The 15810-nt window shown below is 35.5% G+C and carries 18 protein-coding genes and 1 pseudogene; 3 read left to right on the top strand and 16 right to left on the bottom strand.

Annotated features, from left to right (window positions below; genetic code table 11):
• Window positions 1-118: 118 nt before the first annotated feature.
• The 15 genes and pseudogenes from MSKOL_RS15905 to MSKOL_RS15835 all read right to left on the bottom strand — a co-directional run bounded on the left by MSKOL_RS15905 (window position 119) and on the right by MSKOL_RS15835 (window position 10298).
• Window positions 119-490 (bottom strand): gas vesicle protein K, encoded by a 372-nt coding sequence (locus MSKOL_RS15905; RefSeq protein ID WP_048122659.1) that lies wholly within the window; start codon window positions 488-490, stop codon window positions 119-121.
• A complete protein-coding gene (locus MSKOL_RS18930) occupies window positions 474-1142 on the bottom strand; it encodes an Hsp20/alpha crystallin family protein (protein WP_052725557.1) in 669 nt (222 codons plus the stop codon). The genes MSKOL_RS15905 and MSKOL_RS18930 overlap by 17 nt, the downstream gene beginning before the upstream one ends.
• A gap of 326 nt (window positions 1143-1468) precedes the next feature.
• A pseudogene (locus MSKOL_RS21675) lies at window positions 1469-1642 on the bottom strand (gas vesicle protein); the annotation flags it as partial.
• A gap of 293 nt (window positions 1643-1935) precedes the next feature.
• The gene (locus tag MSKOL_RS15890) at window positions 1936-2244 is read right to left on the bottom strand and encodes a hypothetical protein (protein WP_048157625.1); all 309 of its coding nucleotides are present in this window, start codon (window positions 2242-2244) and stop codon (window positions 1936-1938) included.
• Window positions 2219-2500 carry a gas vesicle protein GvpG gene (locus tag MSKOL_RS15885; protein WP_231592280.1) on the bottom strand — a complete coding sequence of 94 codons (282 nt, stop codon included), beginning with the start codon at window positions 2498-2500 and terminating at the stop codon, window positions 2219-2221. Before MSKOL_RS15885 ends, MSKOL_RS15890 begins: the two co-directional genes overlap by 26 nt.
• Window positions 2500-3159, bottom strand: a complete 660-nt coding sequence (locus tag MSKOL_RS15880) for a GvpL/GvpF family gas vesicle protein (RefSeq protein WP_048122665.1) — start codon at window positions 3157-3159, stop codon at window positions 2500-2502. Before MSKOL_RS15880 ends, MSKOL_RS15885 begins: the two co-directional genes overlap by 1 nt.
• 364 nt (window positions 3160-3523) lie before the next feature.
• The gene (gene gvpO, locus MSKOL_RS15875) at window positions 3524-3862 is read right to left on the bottom strand and encodes a gas vesicle protein GvpO (RefSeq protein ID WP_048157623.1); all 339 of its coding nucleotides are present in this window, start codon (window positions 3860-3862) and stop codon (window positions 3524-3526) included.
• Window positions 3863-4041: 179 nt separating this feature from the next.
• Entirely contained in the window at window positions 4042-5421 is a 1380-nt protein-coding gene (gene gvpN, locus MSKOL_RS15870; RefSeq protein ID WP_048157621.1) for a gas vesicle protein GvpN, read from the bottom strand.
• A 702-nt stretch (window positions 5422-6123) separates the two neighbouring features.
• A complete protein-coding gene (locus MSKOL_RS15865) occupies window positions 6124-6435 on the bottom strand; it encodes a hypothetical protein (RefSeq protein ID WP_048122671.1) in 312 nt (103 codons plus the stop codon).
• 549 nt (window positions 6436-6984) lie between these two features.
• Window positions 6985-7215, bottom strand: coding sequence for a gas vesicle protein GvpA (gene gvpA, locus MSKOL_RS15860; protein WP_048122673.1), 231 nt, complete (start codon window positions 7213-7215; stop codon window positions 6985-6987).
• 34 nt (window positions 7216-7249) lie between these two features.
• On the bottom strand, window positions 7250-7480 hold the full coding sequence (gene gvpA / locus MSKOL_RS15855) for a gas vesicle protein GvpA (protein ID WP_048122675.1): 231 nt from the start codon (window positions 7478-7480) through the stop codon (window positions 7250-7252).
• Window positions 7481-7516: 36 nt separating this feature from the next.
• Entirely contained in the window at window positions 7517-7747 is a 231-nt protein-coding gene (gvpA, locus tag MSKOL_RS15850) for a gas vesicle protein GvpA (RefSeq protein ID WP_048122675.1), read from the bottom strand.
• Window positions 7748-7783: 36 nt separating this feature from the next.
• Window positions 7784-8014: a gas vesicle protein GvpA gene (gene gvpA / locus MSKOL_RS15845; protein ID WP_048122675.1), complete on the bottom strand. Its 231-nt coding sequence runs from the start codon at window positions 8012-8014 to the stop codon at window positions 7784-7786.
• A gap of 718 nt (window positions 8015-8732) precedes the next feature.
• Window positions 8733-9170, bottom strand: coding sequence for a hypothetical protein (locus tag MSKOL_RS15840; protein WP_048122677.1), 438 nt, complete (start codon window positions 9168-9170; stop codon window positions 8733-8735).
• Between the two features lie 267 nt (window positions 9171-9437).
• Window positions 9438-10298 (bottom strand): transglutaminase-like domain-containing protein, encoded by an 861-nt coding sequence (locus MSKOL_RS15835; RefSeq protein WP_048158419.1) that lies wholly within the window; start codon window positions 10296-10298, stop codon window positions 9438-9440.
• 725 nt (window positions 10299-11023) lie between these two features.
• Between MSKOL_RS15835 and MSKOL_RS20480 the strand changes: the two genes are divergently transcribed.
• A complete protein-coding gene (locus MSKOL_RS20480; protein WP_156151121.1) occupies window positions 11024-11236 on the top strand; it encodes a hypothetical protein in 213 nt (70 codons plus the stop codon).
• 601 nt (window positions 11237-11837) lie between these two features.
• Here the strand turns inward: MSKOL_RS20480 and MSKOL_RS15830 are convergent.
• Window positions 11838-12098, bottom strand: coding sequence for a hypothetical protein (locus MSKOL_RS15830; protein WP_048157619.1), 261 nt, complete (start codon window positions 12096-12098; stop codon window positions 11838-11840).
• A gap of 1180 nt (window positions 12099-13278) precedes the next feature.
• Between MSKOL_RS15830 and MSKOL_RS15825 the strand changes: the two genes are divergently transcribed.
• Complete coding sequence (locus MSKOL_RS15825) at window positions 13279-13650, top strand: hypothetical protein (protein WP_156151120.1); 372 nt, start codon at window positions 13279-13281, stop codon at window positions 13648-13650.
• Between the two features lie 304 nt (window positions 13651-13954).
• The gene (locus MSKOL_RS15820; RefSeq protein ID WP_048157617.1) at window positions 13955-15748 is read left to right on the top strand and encodes a PKD domain-containing protein; all 1794 of its coding nucleotides are present in this window, start codon (window positions 13955-13957) and stop codon (window positions 15746-15748) included.
• Window positions 15749-15810 lie beyond the last annotated feature (62 nt).

The following is a 15810-nucleotide window of genomic DNA, read 5'->3' as shown; positions in this document are numbered from 1 at the left end:
TTAGGAATGATTCAAATATAATATCAAAGATTTTTGTTGCCAAAAATAATTATTTAGGGAAATGGAACTATAGATTAATTTCCAAGCTGAAAATTTGAAGTTATATTTTTATCATTCCTTAGTGGCTGTATTGAGAATCAAGTATAGGTAAAGTATGTTCGTCGTCGCGTAGTTCACCATTTTTTACTTCTTCAGCCCACCACCTTGGGTTTAAGAATTTGTCGACTACATCATCTACAACTTGATCAAGTCCTTCCCGCACAGAAGCAACACAATTCTCAAGTGCGTTATCCTCTTTTATTCTCTCAAGTGCTTCATGCAAGTCTGAAAGAGCCGCTCCTAGCCTTTCAATCTCTTCGTCGCTCAAAGATTCATTTTCGATTCTCAATAATGCCTGTTTTTCGAGTAAGTCCTGAATAATCTCAACAAGAGCCACAACAAGGCCTAATAATCCCTTCTTTAAATTATCCTCATCAATTGTGATTGTCATTGTTTTCCCTTTTTATCTTAAGCTGAAGTACCCCGTTTTTGTAGCTTTTCTCTTCGATGGACCCCGATTTACATGGCAACGATATTTTCTTACTATAGACACCGGCAGAAATATCCAGCGTATCGCCTTGAATTTCTATGTTTATGTCCTTCTCTTCTACATCAGGAATTTGAGCTATTACATAAACAGAATCCTGTTTTTCAAATACATCAAAAATCGGTCCGGATGGTTCTGGAGCTTCGACGGTTACATTTTTTATATTTCTTGAAGCTCTACCTGGACTTTTAGAAGATTCATTTCTAGAGGGCATAGGTCTTATGGACAGTCCATAGCTCACTACTGGTTTGCTGCTCCAGCCGGTTTCAAGCCTGTGCTTTATTTCCATATCTGTTTCAGCAATTCTCTGCCTGAATTCCGGGGAACTATTCTCAAGGATCTTTACAATTTTCCCGAAGCCCGGAATTGATCCCACGATATCTTCTACAAAGCTGGGATGTTCATAATCTGTAGCTCTGTTTTCTTTCTCTTCAAGTTTCTGTTCAAGTTCTTTAATTCTATTCCCCAGGTCCTGGATTTTAGTTTCTAGATCTTCAGCTTTTGTATCACTTTTTGTTTCTTTCTCTTTGTTATCCTTTTCATCATCATTACCCATGGATAGATCTCTCCCAGTTACTCGAATTATAATTTTTTTAGGGAAGTGTGCTGTATAAAATACGGAACTGGCAGCAACGTTTAATACTGTTAATTTTGCTCCTCAAGTGTGGAGTTTCCTTCTTGCTCAATCTCAATGTAACTTGCAGGGATTATTGCACGTTTTTTCTTAGAAAGTGGGCTTGTCCATCCGCAGATTGGGCACCCTTTTTCAATTAAAAGCTTTTCTTCCCTTCGATTTCCACATTCCGGGCAATAAGCATGGGCTTCGTGTACTTTCTCCCAGGCCGGGGTATCAATCTTTGTTCCTGAAGGGAACTCGAGCCCATATTTTGCTGCGGTTTCAAAGGATGCCAGAGTAGCTGTAATTTTAACTCCAAGAAGCTCAGTTCCTGCGATAGATACTGAAATATCAGCATTCAGTACAAGTCCTTTATCCAGAATCCTATCTATTACATCCGCAAGTCCGCCGGTTTCCCTGACAACACTTCCGTTGCTCATATTATTCCTCCGTTCATAGTATTTCCTCAATTGATTATCTCAGGGACTTTTTTATATCTCGGGAACTTACGCAATTGAACTGAGAAATCAGTAGCATCAAACCTTTGACTGTTTTAATTTTAAATTAAAACTATAACCTTTATCATAATTGATTTTATACTTCAGAGCGTAAGTTCTATACCTGGCATTAGTTCTAACTACAGCTGGCCGTCATCAATCAAAAGTCTCGAAGATATTGAAAAATCTTCATTCCTTATAGATCGTAGTCGTTTAACCGAAGACAAATGAAATGCTTATTTTCTTCTTTTTAAGTGGCGTGTTACAGGGCTCTTGGTCAAAAGTTTTGGGTACATTTTTAGAGTATGGAAGTCATTGGGTTTTGTATCAATTGTGATACTGTAACCATACTCAGCTTTCGAGCTAAAAGGCCCTTTAGCTGTGCCAGATCCGGATTTTTGACTGATATTTTGAGTCTCCATTTCCTCAAGTAATTTTAGAAAATTGAATAACTTGGAAGGTTTTTCTTCGGTTGTTAGCGATTTTGAATTCTCTTTTTCCTTTTCATGCAATGGTTTATCAGGACAAGATGTCGGTTCGGACATTGAGATTCGTCTCCAATACTCTTTCTGCAAATTTTAGTTGTCTCATAAGCTCGGCTTTCCTTTCCTCATATTCTTCCTTTGAGAGCTCATCAAACTCATAGAGCATTTGGTTTTCCTTGATCTTGTTTTTAATTTTATCAACATTATAAAGTTCCTTATAAGCAAAGTCCTTTATTATTTCAATGTTTGAAATAAGGTCGAGTCCAGGGATTTCAATTCCTAGCATCCTCAGAAAAAGATCATCAAAGAAAAACATTACCTGAAGCCACCTTTTTTATTAGATAAAATATGTATATCTACAAAGTTATAGGGAGGCCAGGGCCCACTATATTGAAATTTATACTCAGGATATTTTAGTTTAAGCTTTTCAACCTCACCTGAGAAATCCTGAACTTTTTCCTTATCTATAAGATAAGAAGTATTCATCAAAAGACGAGAACTGAAAAGGTTAAGAGTTTTCGAATGGGAAGCTATTTCCTCAAGCCTTTCAGTTGATTCGGACTTACATTGTTCCATTTTTTGATTGTCAATCTTAGCGTCTTTTGGCAAAAAAATTTTTATCCCGAGTTCAACTTTATTATCCACAATTGTAATGGCTTTTTTAATAGCTTTTTTTCCAGCCCTCATGGATACTTCGATCAATTTCTTGTTTTTAAATATCATTCCATAAGCTACTGGAATAATACTGTAATGTTTCATTACTTCATTGACAACATTTTGATGAATACTTATTTCCTCTTCATCATCAATCTCGTATTTTTTGAAGGGTTCATTGCTTACAACAGGACAAAAATCATTGCAATCCAGCGTGTATACCTCATGTCCTTGAAAACCTATATTACCAAAGTTAATAGCTTCCTCGGGGGATTTGATTATGCAGTAGACATATTTACTATTTTCAGGAGCACTCTTCATCGAATCTTCCTTCCAGGCTTTCTAAAGCAATTTTCCAATATTTATTCGGAGCTTCGTTTAATATACTTACTGGAATTTATTTTACATAATTACAATAACACAATCATCGTGTGCTTATATCTTCTTCAGTTACCTTTGTAGTATATTCATTATTCAGGTTTAATGGGATTATTGAGACTCATTTGTACCTTGAGACTTATTTATATCTTCAGACTCATTTGTACTCGGACAAGATACAAAATGTACAAACTACGCTATTTATATTAAAGTATACGAAATATACAGGAAATTTTCTATAATTTACATTATATCCTGTGTATATGAATTATTAATTGATGATAAATGTATTGAATTTTGCTTATAGTTATTCTTCTTGCGTGAACATATCACTTCTTCGCCGCATTCCGATTTTACTATAGTCTATTATATCCATATTTGAGTTAAGTTTCATTTCATAAATGCTCAATATGTCCTGCGAGTCGGGAATTGATTTTCGTTCAAGGACCTCTACCAGGAGTTTAAGTATACCTTCTTCTCTGGACATACTTACAACCCCCTCAGCTTTTTTTCTAGTAATGCTTTCGATCAATGATGTTGCGTTATTAAGTTCTTCCATCAGTGAATTTATCTTAATTCCATCTTCTTTAACATTAGCGCTCATTTTTTCTCCTTTCTCTCCAGTTTTTTTCCTGTTTGTTTCCATCTCAACTCTCCCAAACTTATTCTGAGCCTTTTATCCCTGAATTTTGAATATGCCTGTGCGTTTTTAAGTCTCTTGTCCCTTATTTTAAATACGCCTTTTTTATTTCATCAAATTCCCGTTTGCTTACTGCGGATGCGCCAGCGCATTCTTGTTTGTTCCCACAGGAATTTCAAAAACATTTATGCAAGTTCTGAAACTGCTTTATCTACGAGTTTCTCGTTCTTGATTACCTTTGCAGGATCTTGTTTTTTATTAATTTCAGGGGTTGTTTTACTTGCGGTTTTTTCTGTCTTGATCATCGGCGCTGGATCTTGCTTTTTATCAACCGCAGGAGCTGGTTTGCTTACGGTTTTTTCTGTCTTGATCACCGGTGCTGGATCTTGCTTCTTATTAACCGCAGGAGCTGTTTTACTTACAGTTTTTTCTGCCTTGATCACCGGTACCGGATCTTGCTTCTTATTAATCTCTGGGGCTGTTTTATCTACGGACTTATCGGTCTCATGCATTTCAGCGTTGGAACTCTCTTTTTCTGAATTCAGCTCTAAAATAACTTCATTTACAATTTTCTCTTTCTTAAGAAGCTCTGCATTGGAACTTGTTTTAGTTGCAATCACATCGACAAACAATTGATCAAAATAATCTTTTGTATTGCCGTTCAGTTTTTTCATAGCTTTTCCAACCATAATGCCGGACCTGATTCCAGGTTTCTGGACATCATCAGTTTGGTCCCTGATCTTCCGGATGATTGATACAATTTTTTCAGTGTCTTTCTCCAGAAGGCCTGTATGTTCTTTTACTATCTGGACCTCGGTTTCAAAGCTATAGTAGTCCATGTATATGCCCACCATTCGATCCAGTAAAGCATCCTGAGGAACGTGAACTCCTGCATATTCAATTGAATTACTTGTCAGAATTGCCCTGAAATCCGGATGCACTTTTATGTATTTTTCCTCACCAAACCTGGCTGGCAATTCAAGGATTCCTTCCTCAAAAATCGAAAGTAAAACATTGTTTGCAATTGGTTTTGCCCTGGAAAACTCGTTATATATGAGGGTATATCCGTATCTACATGCAATAGCCAGAGGATTGTCAATCCACTCGGGCTTTATAATGTCTGAACTTTTAAAAACATTATGAATATAATTATCTCTGACAGATTCCTGCTTGATTTGAGCATATCCACCTATGAGATCCTTTGTTGTAAGTGACTCATCCCCATTAATCCATATAACAGGGCGTCCAATTTCTTTTGCAATATGTACAGCAAGACTTGTTTTTCCACAGCCTGTAGGGCCAATTAAATGAACGGGATATCCGACTTTTATCCACAATTTAATTCTTTCACTTAATTTCTGGATTTCAGTATTATTTATAAAATATTCCATTTCAGGAACAAGGTACTTTTTTTCTTCAGAGCAGTTTTTCAAATTTACACTATATGGAAGTGGTTCCTTTATGGGATTCAGGTCCTCAGTGTCTGATTCCTGTTTTGTTTCCTCTAAAGTTTTGTGAATAGGTTTACCTCTTACTATTCTCTGATGCGTTGCTTTATATTTCATTTTTCTTTCCTCTTTTTTGTAATTACAGTCTTCAATATTTGTTTTATATCGGGCTATTACCTTGTGCTTTGAGGCAAAAAACACAGTTTTAAAATTACTAAATTTAATATTGTGAAAGTGTGATCGAACAATCAGTAGTATAATGAATATAAAATTTCAAAAGACTGTTTCTCCATTGTTTCTTGCAGGCAATCTTCTCTCAAACGGTGACCTATGAATTATACAGTTTTTTATTACCCATGCAAAGTCGCAAAGAGCCACAGATCTTTTGAAATTGTCTTCGGTTAAGACGTGAAATACCAGGGGATGATTTGTATCCTCTTTAAATTGGGTGTAAAACAGTAAATTATATCTGTGGAAACGCAAATAAGAAAATGTAAGTTCTGGAGTAATAACACAAGTAAAAGAGTGATAAAACTCTTTTAGAGTGTAATGAAAATATTCTTATATTTAGAATGCTTATCACCAAATCTAAAGAGTATACTTTTATTATGAGTATTCACTTTGGAGTCGATAAACTCTCCTTAAAGGGACTATTACAAAATAACTTCCTCAATGCTCTAATTTGTTGTCTGGTAATTAACTCCAAAAGCTTTGAAATAATACGCTTGAGGTAGAGTTATTGAATTTGTTATTTTGGTGTGGATCCCAACCGAATACAAGTGGATTTTCTATTCTTTTTAAACTCTCTGCATCCACAGATTATCCATAGAATTCTTTGGTATAGAGATCAATTTCGTTCTGTAATCCACTTATATCGGATTCCAGATTACAGACTTGATCTTTCATCCAGCTTGATTTTTGTTCAAAGAGTTTAATTTCTTCATCTACTCCTTTCTTGATCTCTGCGACTGCGGATTGGATCTGACTGGCTCCAGCATTGATCTGGGCAGCTTTTTCCTTACTTTCCGACTGAAGCTTTATTATTGCAGAATTAATCATCGATACTGCTTCTTTCTGTTCTAGCGCCTTAGCACTTATGTCTCTGTTTAGATCAGCAACGCTTTTGTGCATGTTTTAACTTCCTTTTCTTTTTCTATATTTTTTTGTGGTTTGTTTTTCTACATCTTGCAGAAAAGTTTTTATCATTCTAATTCAAATATAGCTAGCTTAGTTCCAGAATCTATTGATTCTTGTTTTTTATCACTGAATCTTGCAATAGAGTTATAATTCGTGGTATCCGGTCTTTAATAATGACTCTATTACTAAATTCAGTGACATTTTCTTTTTTTCAAGATGGCTTAGTCCTTAATTAACCTGATATTCAACACTTCCTGATATCAATTAACAGAAAGTGTTACACAGTTCGGAATCTGTTTTAAAAACATAACTATCTTTTATTTACATGCGTCACTAGATTCTGGAACTAAGTTCTAATAATCCACTAGTCAACTGTCTCAAAACTATGTTTGATTTTACAATTGGATTAAAGCATCTTACTACAAGGTTAATTTATAACTGAAATTGGAGTACATTTTTGTCTGAGTTTAAGGTCAACAATGCTCATTATCCAATTATCAAAGTGAGTCAAGTTTTGATACAATCTTTTTATTTCTTTAGAAATTATGCTGCAATTACTGGTTTTTCCTCTCTTGCAGCAATTTCGATTTTTGTAATCTCTTCTGCATAGTGCAGGAAAGTGTCAACAGATGCGACAACAACTCTTGCTTCAATAGCCAGTATTTCAATGCCAACAAGTGAGACTCTTGCCCATGTGTCAACAACTATACCTTTATCGAGAATTCTGTCAAGCACTTCTGCTAGACTGGAACAGTCTGGACTCTGTGAAACCATTTATATCACTTCCAATTTTTCTATTTTTTAGAAATTATGCTGCAATTACTGGTTTTTCTTCTCTTGCAGCAATTTCGATTTTTGTAATCTCTTCTGCATAGTGCAGGAAAGTGTCAACAGATGCGACAACAACTCTTGCTTCAATAGCCAGTATTTCAATGCCGACAAGTGAGACTCTTGCCCATGTGTCAACAACTATACCTTTATCGAGAATTCTGTCAAGCACTTCTGCTAGACTGGAACTGTCTGGACTCTGTGAAACCATTTATATCACTTTCGATTTTTTTTATTTTTTTAGAAATTATGCTGCAATTACTGGTTTTTCCTCTCTTGCAGCAATTTCGATTTTTGTAATCTCTTCTGCATAGTGCAGGAAAGTGTCAACAGATGCGACAACAACTCTTGCTTCAATAGCCAGTATTTCAATGCCGACAAGTGAGACTCTTGCCCATGTGTCAACAACTATACCTTTATCGAGAATTCTGTCAAGCACTTCTGCTAGACTGGAACTGTCTGGACTCTGTGATACCATTTTTACCACTTTCGATTTTTTTTATTTTTTTAGAAATTATGCTGCAATTACTGGTTTTTCCTCTCTTGCAGCAATTTCGATTTTTGTAATCTCTTCTGCATAGTGCAGGAAAGTGTCAACAGATGCGACAACAACTCTTGCTTCAATAGCCAGTATTTCAATGCCAACAAGTGAGACTCTTGCCCATGTGTCAACAACTATACCTTTATCGAGAATTCTGTCAAGCACTTCTGCTAGACTGGAACTGTCTGGACTCTGTGATACCATTATTTACTCACCATCCATACTCTAATTTTTAGCATTTGTTAGTTAGAGAGAAGATTTCATCTCTGATGGAAGCGACATACTTTGGCATAAATTGTACTCAAAATTACCTTTTTATATACCAAAAAATCCAGTAAGATAAAATCTCATGTCTCTAAATCTATACAAATTTTGTTCGTTTTTAATTGAGTAAATCCATAACGGTATACCTTACTATAGTTGCTCTTCTTTATATACTTTAGTATGTAATATATTTTGTTTTAAAAAACAGATTAAATAAATGTGTAAATATTATATGAAAAAATACTCTAAATTTCATACTAGCTTTATTCAAAAAAATATTCTAAATTATTATACAAATTTTATTTCAAAAATAACATTTTTTTCAAATTGTATAAAATCGTTTTCTATGTTTTATGAAAGATTAAAACTTAGATGGTAATTCCCAACATGTAACTTATAACTCTACACTTATAAATAATTATTTATGTGACGTTCACAGCGTTTAACTTTCGCAAGTGGTCAGCTTGGATAAGACAACATCGATAATTGTCTTTGAGCTAATCCCAAAACCAATTTTATTTCCACATCAGAAAGAGTTTCCAAATTATTATTCAGGGTCTGGAGCTCAATTGATAATCCAGAATATGATATTCAGAGAAGCAATTTTGAGTTTTGGGACCAGCTCTTTATTAAGATTCAATTCTCAAACTTGCGCTGTTTAATTGCTCTCCTGAGGTGCAATTTTTTCAGAATCTCTGCGTAAAGCTTTAAGTGCATATTTTTCCAGATCTATTTCCGGTCTCGTACGAAAGCCAAATCTTCTTAGTATAGATACAGGAGGGCACCAGCCCTGCACAGCGTACATGAGCAGGAAGGTTGAAGCCATTGTAGGCAAAATAAGCCATATTTTGCTTCTTTTTAAGCCAAGTATTATTCCAATTAAAGAAACTGTAGATGCGCGAATTTCCATAATGCGTCCTATATCCCACTCCTTATCAAGTTCTTCAATCCTTTTGCCTATTTCATAGTCGGTTTTGCTTGCATAAAACCTGACCATTGCAGCTATCTCTGTATCTATTGCCTGGTTAATCTCAGGAGGTGTATTCGCCCGTACCCTATCTCCTCTTATGAGTTCGCTGTAATTGCTCACTTCCATAAAATTCCCCCTCTTAACAATCTTTTTTCAAATAATCAGACCTGAGTTGCTTTATCAGACCTGAGTATTCTTTCCTAAAAGGGGTAGAGGTACACGAATATAAAGTTAATCAGAAAAACTTAGTTTTAAGACTTGATTTTGTAAACGAAAAAGAAGTGAACACACTTTTTCCCCGTTTTTGTTTGTTTTCTAAGCTGTTGCAAGAAAAAATGAATTTTTACATATTAAGAAAGGGTTCTTTTTGGGAATCCTTACTTATCTCCTATTTCATAACTCGATTAGTCCATTAGGGTAATAAATTACCTCTGTTCCTTTAAAATATATGCCTCCAGGATGTCTGTATCCATTTGACCCACTCCAGTCAAAATTCAGCCAGTACTGAAGCTTCCCATCTTTAGGTTCTCTTCCTGAGTACCATATATTTTCAGCATAGTAATATCTGCCCTGTAAATACCTGAGGATTTCAGACGCAGTTTCCCTGTCGTCTCCGATGTAAAGTTCAGGATAGGCGTGTCCGTAGCTCTCGTTTGTTGCAGTAACGACTCTTGTATTGAACCCCATATTTTTTAAAAGGGCAGACATGACTATGGAATAGTCGTCACAGTCTCCTTTATAACCTTCTTTTATAGTCTGAGAGGCATCAAAGAAAAACTCGCCGTTTTTTTCATAACGATACTCCCAATGCTTGTTCACGTAATCAAAAACATCACAGGCATCTTTAATATTGTATCCTGAGGTCTTTCCAGTTATATTGAAAACTTCGGATGCGATTTTCTCATTTTCTGACCCAATACCTCTCTGGAGATTCACGGACAATAGCCTGTATTCCCTGGGATATACGACGTTTGTTTTTTCTTCATGATAAGTAGGAACCTCTGGTATTTCAGAAGACGTCGAATCGACCAGGTATACAGTGCTCTCATTCTTTTCGGTCTTATTCTGGTCTTCCAATCCTGTCTCATCATACAAAGGGTTATTCGTTCCGTTAGGTGTTAAATTCTGTAAATCCTTTGCCAGATCTTCGGAGTTTAGACCTGCAACAGGAATATTATCGGTAGCGTCAGGATATATACATCCGGAAGCAAATGCAAAAAGAAGAAGTATACTTAAAAATTTAAAATAGTTCATCCTGATCACTCTGTCGACTTCCTGGATACATATAATTGAAATAAAATACAGTGCAAAGAAGGTATTAATTTATAATGCAGATTTTGTAGCTATAAACCTGCAAAGTATAAATTTGTAAGCTATTTAATTTTTTGAAAAAGCCTTGAAGTATAAACTTCTAAATTATAATTTGTAAATAGCTTATAAGTCCGAACTTATGCGCTCAAGCTCTTTAAACTTAAAATGTTTGAGACTCTAGCATAAGGACTAATAACAAGTACTTCAACAGCGAAAACCGAAAAAGTTTATCTTTCTCTAAAAGTTTATCTTTCTCTTTTCCTTTTCAAAAATATCCCGCATTTACAGTAGTCCAATCCTTCGCAATATTTGCCTCCTTTCTGGAAATGTGGACATGAAGTACAGTATTTGCATTTAGTGTTTATTACAAAGGATAGTATATTCATTTTTACACCCTCCCCCTATAATAACTACATTATCCAAATATTTAAAGTGTAAAGTTGCTCTGATTTTTCTCTATCCCAAAAATGTTGCCTCACTTTTCAGGCCTTTAACAATTAAGTATCACTACAGTTATCTCCAAACTGGTTATCTTGCGGGTAGGAAAGCTCCTGCTACCCTTTTCACGGAGAGCATCACAGCTATCTTCAAGCTAGTATATCGATTCTCAAATATATATAATAAGAAAATAAATACAGTTTATAACGCAAATATTATTTTCAAGTCACATGGAATTCTGTAACACGGAAAACATAGCCTGTCGCATAGTTATTCTATCTGGATATTACAACCACGGAAAACACGGAAAGCACGGAAGAAACACGCCTTTACTACTGATTTCCGTGTCTTCCGTGCTTTCAGTGGTTTTCAAAAAATTCATTTCTGACATACTTTGGAATCGATGCACTAGTCGTCTTGCTGATAAATCCCAAAAACTTTAAGAAATTTAAAAAATAAACCGGCAGAGTCTCAAAAATCAAAAATATGTTTTTTATCCAGTTTCTTTTAGAATTCTTTTCATATATTTCCTCACCGCGTTCCAGGCAACCTTGTGGTCAGTCTCTTCTATTTTATTACCTGCTCATTTTTCGAAAGGTCTTTATATCCTTCCCAGGCGCTGTTGAACGTTTCCTAGAAATATCCTGTCCGTGCTCCGGCAGTTTTTCCCCACTCGTTTTCGGTAGTTCAGAATTAGTTTTATACGGTGTTTATCCCCCATTTAAATATAGGAAATTATTTTAAAAGGATTTTGTATAAAACCTGACTGTAGCTCACTTGTCTCTCATGTGTCTTTCACTCAAACAGCATAGACATATAATTACGAAAAACCAGAATATGTAAAACAGATATTGTACAATTAACTAAAATAAAATAAAATAAAATAAAATAAAAATATTATATTTAATATAAAGATTATAATGTTCTATTTTTTCCCATACTAAAGATTTATAAAATGCAATGAAAATAATACATTTCTTTCAGATTGTGTTTTGACCGGATACAATTTACTTGTTTTTACTGGTTTTTACCTGCAAGTTCATGCTAGCATATGGCCATTGAGGACTTATTGATGCTGTTATTCTCTCTGTTATTCCCTGAATTTATTTCAGTTATTTTAAAATATGGCAATCCTTTGATAGCCAGATGAGCCATAGCATCTTCAATATCCAGAGCAGGTTCCTTTATTTTGTCCGGGCTTGCTATGGCGTTGAGCAGCTCTGCAAGGGCAGGACTGTTCGAGCTCCACGTACCATCGCTCCGGGTTTCGGCTTTAAAAATTTGCCATTCGATTTTAACTGACATAGTGCTCCCCCTATCAAATGTGCATTGCCCATTTGGACTGTGCACTTAAAAAAACAAAAGCTATTAATTATCAAATTTAATTATTTTTATAAGCTTTTGCTTATAATGTTATATTACTCTTATATTGACCTTCTATATATAGCTCGACTTTCTAACTAAAAATCCAAACTATTGAGGTGGAATCGAAAGGCAGAAAGCATTTTCCCTTTTAAAAACTTCCAATTTTGCAGATTCAAAACTCAGTTTTAGTGAGCCTAAAACGTGTTTTAAAATTAAACTTGATCTCGCAAGTGAGACCTAACTTATGAATTTAACCGAAAAACGACAGCATTAGTCAAGCCTATCATAAATAAGCAATGTAGTTTATGATTCTGAAATATTGTCTTGAAAATCTTATAGAGTGAGGGTAGAATTGGTTTTGGGGCGAGTATATCTGTTAAATGGTTAAGACTTATATTTAAGCCGTAGTTTTTACTGTACTTAATTTTATGTTTTAAGCACTTAGATCTTATAGGTAAAGTACTATTTTTAAGGTCAACATGTACCTGAATTTCGGAAAAATTACTACCCAGGTTTCAATTTAATGTTACAAATTATCCAATTTTATAAGTTATTTGAATTTTAATATATAATTTCATCTAATAATTAGGCGTTGTTATTTTTCATTAATGAAAACTTGCCGTTATTTAAAATTAGAGTGATCTTGAAAATTGATAAATTGACATATAATATAGGAAATATGTTTTAGCAAAGCCGTATCTTAATCATTATCGACTTTCAAGTTTGGCACAAATAGTAAGAAAATTGATTGTAGAACGCACTCATGCAGGCTTAATAAAGGCACATCAGCAAGGATAATCCTATGGTCACAAGTCTAAAATGACTGTTAAATATGGAGTTATAAACTGAAGCTACAATACTTGATTTTGACACTTAATTGCATAAATATAGAGTTCGCCAAAAGTATCATATAGAAGGACGCGATATAGGTGTTTACCACATGTTGCAAAATAGTTGACCTCTTTTTCGAGGGTCATCTTTATAAATTTCTTTCTTAGTATCTGAAGATTCTCAAGAAAGAACTTAAAATTACAAAACATGGTGAGTATGAAAAATACAATAGTAGGGAACGAAATGAGGTGAATATATGTTAAAAAATCGGCTTATAATAGCAGGTTTAATGGCGTGTTTAATCCTGGCAGCGATTCCATCGGTTTTGAGTGCTGCTGATAATCAGGGAATAGTTCCGATAACCAGCAGTATGAAAACAGCCCCGACCTCAGTCCCAGTCTCAGTATCAGACTCCCCAGTCGATACAGCAGCTGTGACCAGCAACATAGCAACCAAGTACTGGCTTGAACTGAAGGCTTATCCTTCCTCCAACACCAGAGCTTTGTGGCTCTATGCAGGTAATGATTGGAGATATTTACCCAGTCCATCCGTAAATATTGAAACCTCTGTACAACAGGCATTTGCTAACCCTGACATCTTCCAGGTTAAGGTCTGGTACTGTGGAAACAAGATCGTCGGATTAGTAGTAAATACTAAATAATCCCATACATCCACCTTCCGCAGTAAAATCTCGTATTTCATAGATCTTCATGCTATCTGTTTTTAATTTAACGTACATTTTTTTAGACTTTTAGCAGGAGATAAAGCAACTATGTGGTGTATTCGAGACAAAAAACAATATCATTCAATTTTCACCAAATTTTATAAAATGTCCAAATTACTTGGATCTGTTCCAAAAATGTTATCATAATAGTATTGATTCTCAAAAAATACTGCAGAATGTGGGTTTAACGGTAGTGTGTCAATTTTTCTGTAAAATCATAAATTTCAATAGGGGATAATTTATGAAAAAGATAAATACAAAAATATTAACATTTATCGGAGTACTCTTTCTAATACTATTGATAAGTGATACAGTAAGCGCAGATCCTGGGACTGCCCAAGGTCTCAACAAACAAGTAACAATAACAGGGGCAATTACGCCAACTGTAACAGAAACAGGTAAAATTAGCTTATCTGTAGATGGACTTGGTACATTATCTGATACCGGGACCATTCAAGTACAAAAACCGCAAGGTGCAACAGTAAAAGAAGCATATTTAATAGCTGCTTCTACTGGTTTTGGTGGTGATACTCTTGTCGATGGAGATGTCAAAATCAACAATCAGGATGTTAGCTGGACAGATAAGACTCCCAGTGCTATTAGTTCTTATAGCTATTGGGCAGACGTAACATCTATCGTAAAACCAATTGTTGACTCGGCTCCGGCAGGGCTAGTTAATCTAGACATAACAGAGACGAAAACATATGACGATGATGGAGAAATTCTAGCAGTGATTTTTGATGACCCTAACCAGAAGACCGACAACACGATAGTATTACTCTTTGGAGCTCAAGCTACTGAAGGTGACACATTCAACATTAAAACGTCTCAACCTATCGATTTAACCGATCCAAAACTGGCTATTGACATGGGTCTTGGAATTTCATATGGTTACCAGGAATATGGAGGGGATCAGTACAGCTTAATTGATGTTAATAATAAGCGTCTGACAACCTCTGCTGGTGGGGAAGATGACGGAGACCATGGAAATGGTGCACTTCTGACGGTAGGGGGTATAGGTGACAGTAATAATAACCCCTCCGATCCTAATGCAACACCTACAGACCCACGCTCAGATGATGAACTGTACAACCTCCTCCCATTTGTCTCTCAAGGTGATACAAAAATCTCTGTTTATACACAAAACCCCTCTACGGATGATAATATTTTCTTTGGATATTTTGACTTTAAGTCTACCGGAGCAGTAGTTGGAGAAGGAATTGTTCTCTCACCATTGAGTGCTACTACCTACGTGGGAGCTACGCACAAACTTACCGCAACAGTCCAGGACAACTCTGGAAATCCTGTTATAGGGACGACCGTGACATTTGAGATAACTGACGGCCCAAATAAAGGGAAAAGCAGTACAGCAACAACAGATGCAAACGGTACAGCAACATTTTCATACACTGGAAAGACTGCAGGTACTGATACTATTGTAGCAAGCTTTATAAACAGCCAAGAAAGTAAAATAACTTCTAACGAGGTAACAAATACTTGGATAAGTACCCTTCCTGTAGCAAGCTTTTCTGCGAAACCTACCTCAGGAAAAGCACCAATAAATGTCGCCTTTACTGACACCAGCAAAGGAAAACCTACTAAATGGAAATGGACTTTTGGAGACGGAGCAACTTCAACCAAACAGAATCCAATCCATAAGTATTCCAAAGCAGGTAATTATACAGTGGCTTTAACAGCAGCAAATGCCGCCGGCAGTAGCACGGTAACAAAGAAAAATTACATAATAGTATTCTCAAAACCTGCGGCTTCACTCTCTGCATCTCCTACCTCAGGAAAAGCACCATTAACAGTTGCCTTTACTGACAAGAGTTCAGGAAACCCCACTAAATGGAAATGGAGTTTTGGAGATGGAGCAACTTCAAGAGAAAGGAATCCAAAGCATCAGTATTTACAGGAAGGAAACTATAAGATTACACTTACTGTAAGCAATGCTGCAGGCAGCAGTACTATAACGAAGACAAATTTCATAAAAGTGACAACAAATACAAGACCGGGAATATACTCTCAAGAATGAATAAAACCCTGAATTGAAAAACAAGAGACTTTTTAATATCTTCTGGAACCTTCAAAATTTAA

Origin of the sequence: Methanosarcina sp. Kolksee, from assembly GCF_000969945.1 — an archaeon.
In the GTDB taxonomy this organism is placed as follows: domain Archaea; phylum Halobacteriota; class Methanosarcinia; order Methanosarcinales; family Methanosarcinaceae; genus Methanosarcina; species Methanosarcina vacuolata.
Note: the sequence above shows the minus strand (reverse complement) of the source record. Positions and strands in the feature narration are given on the sequence as shown.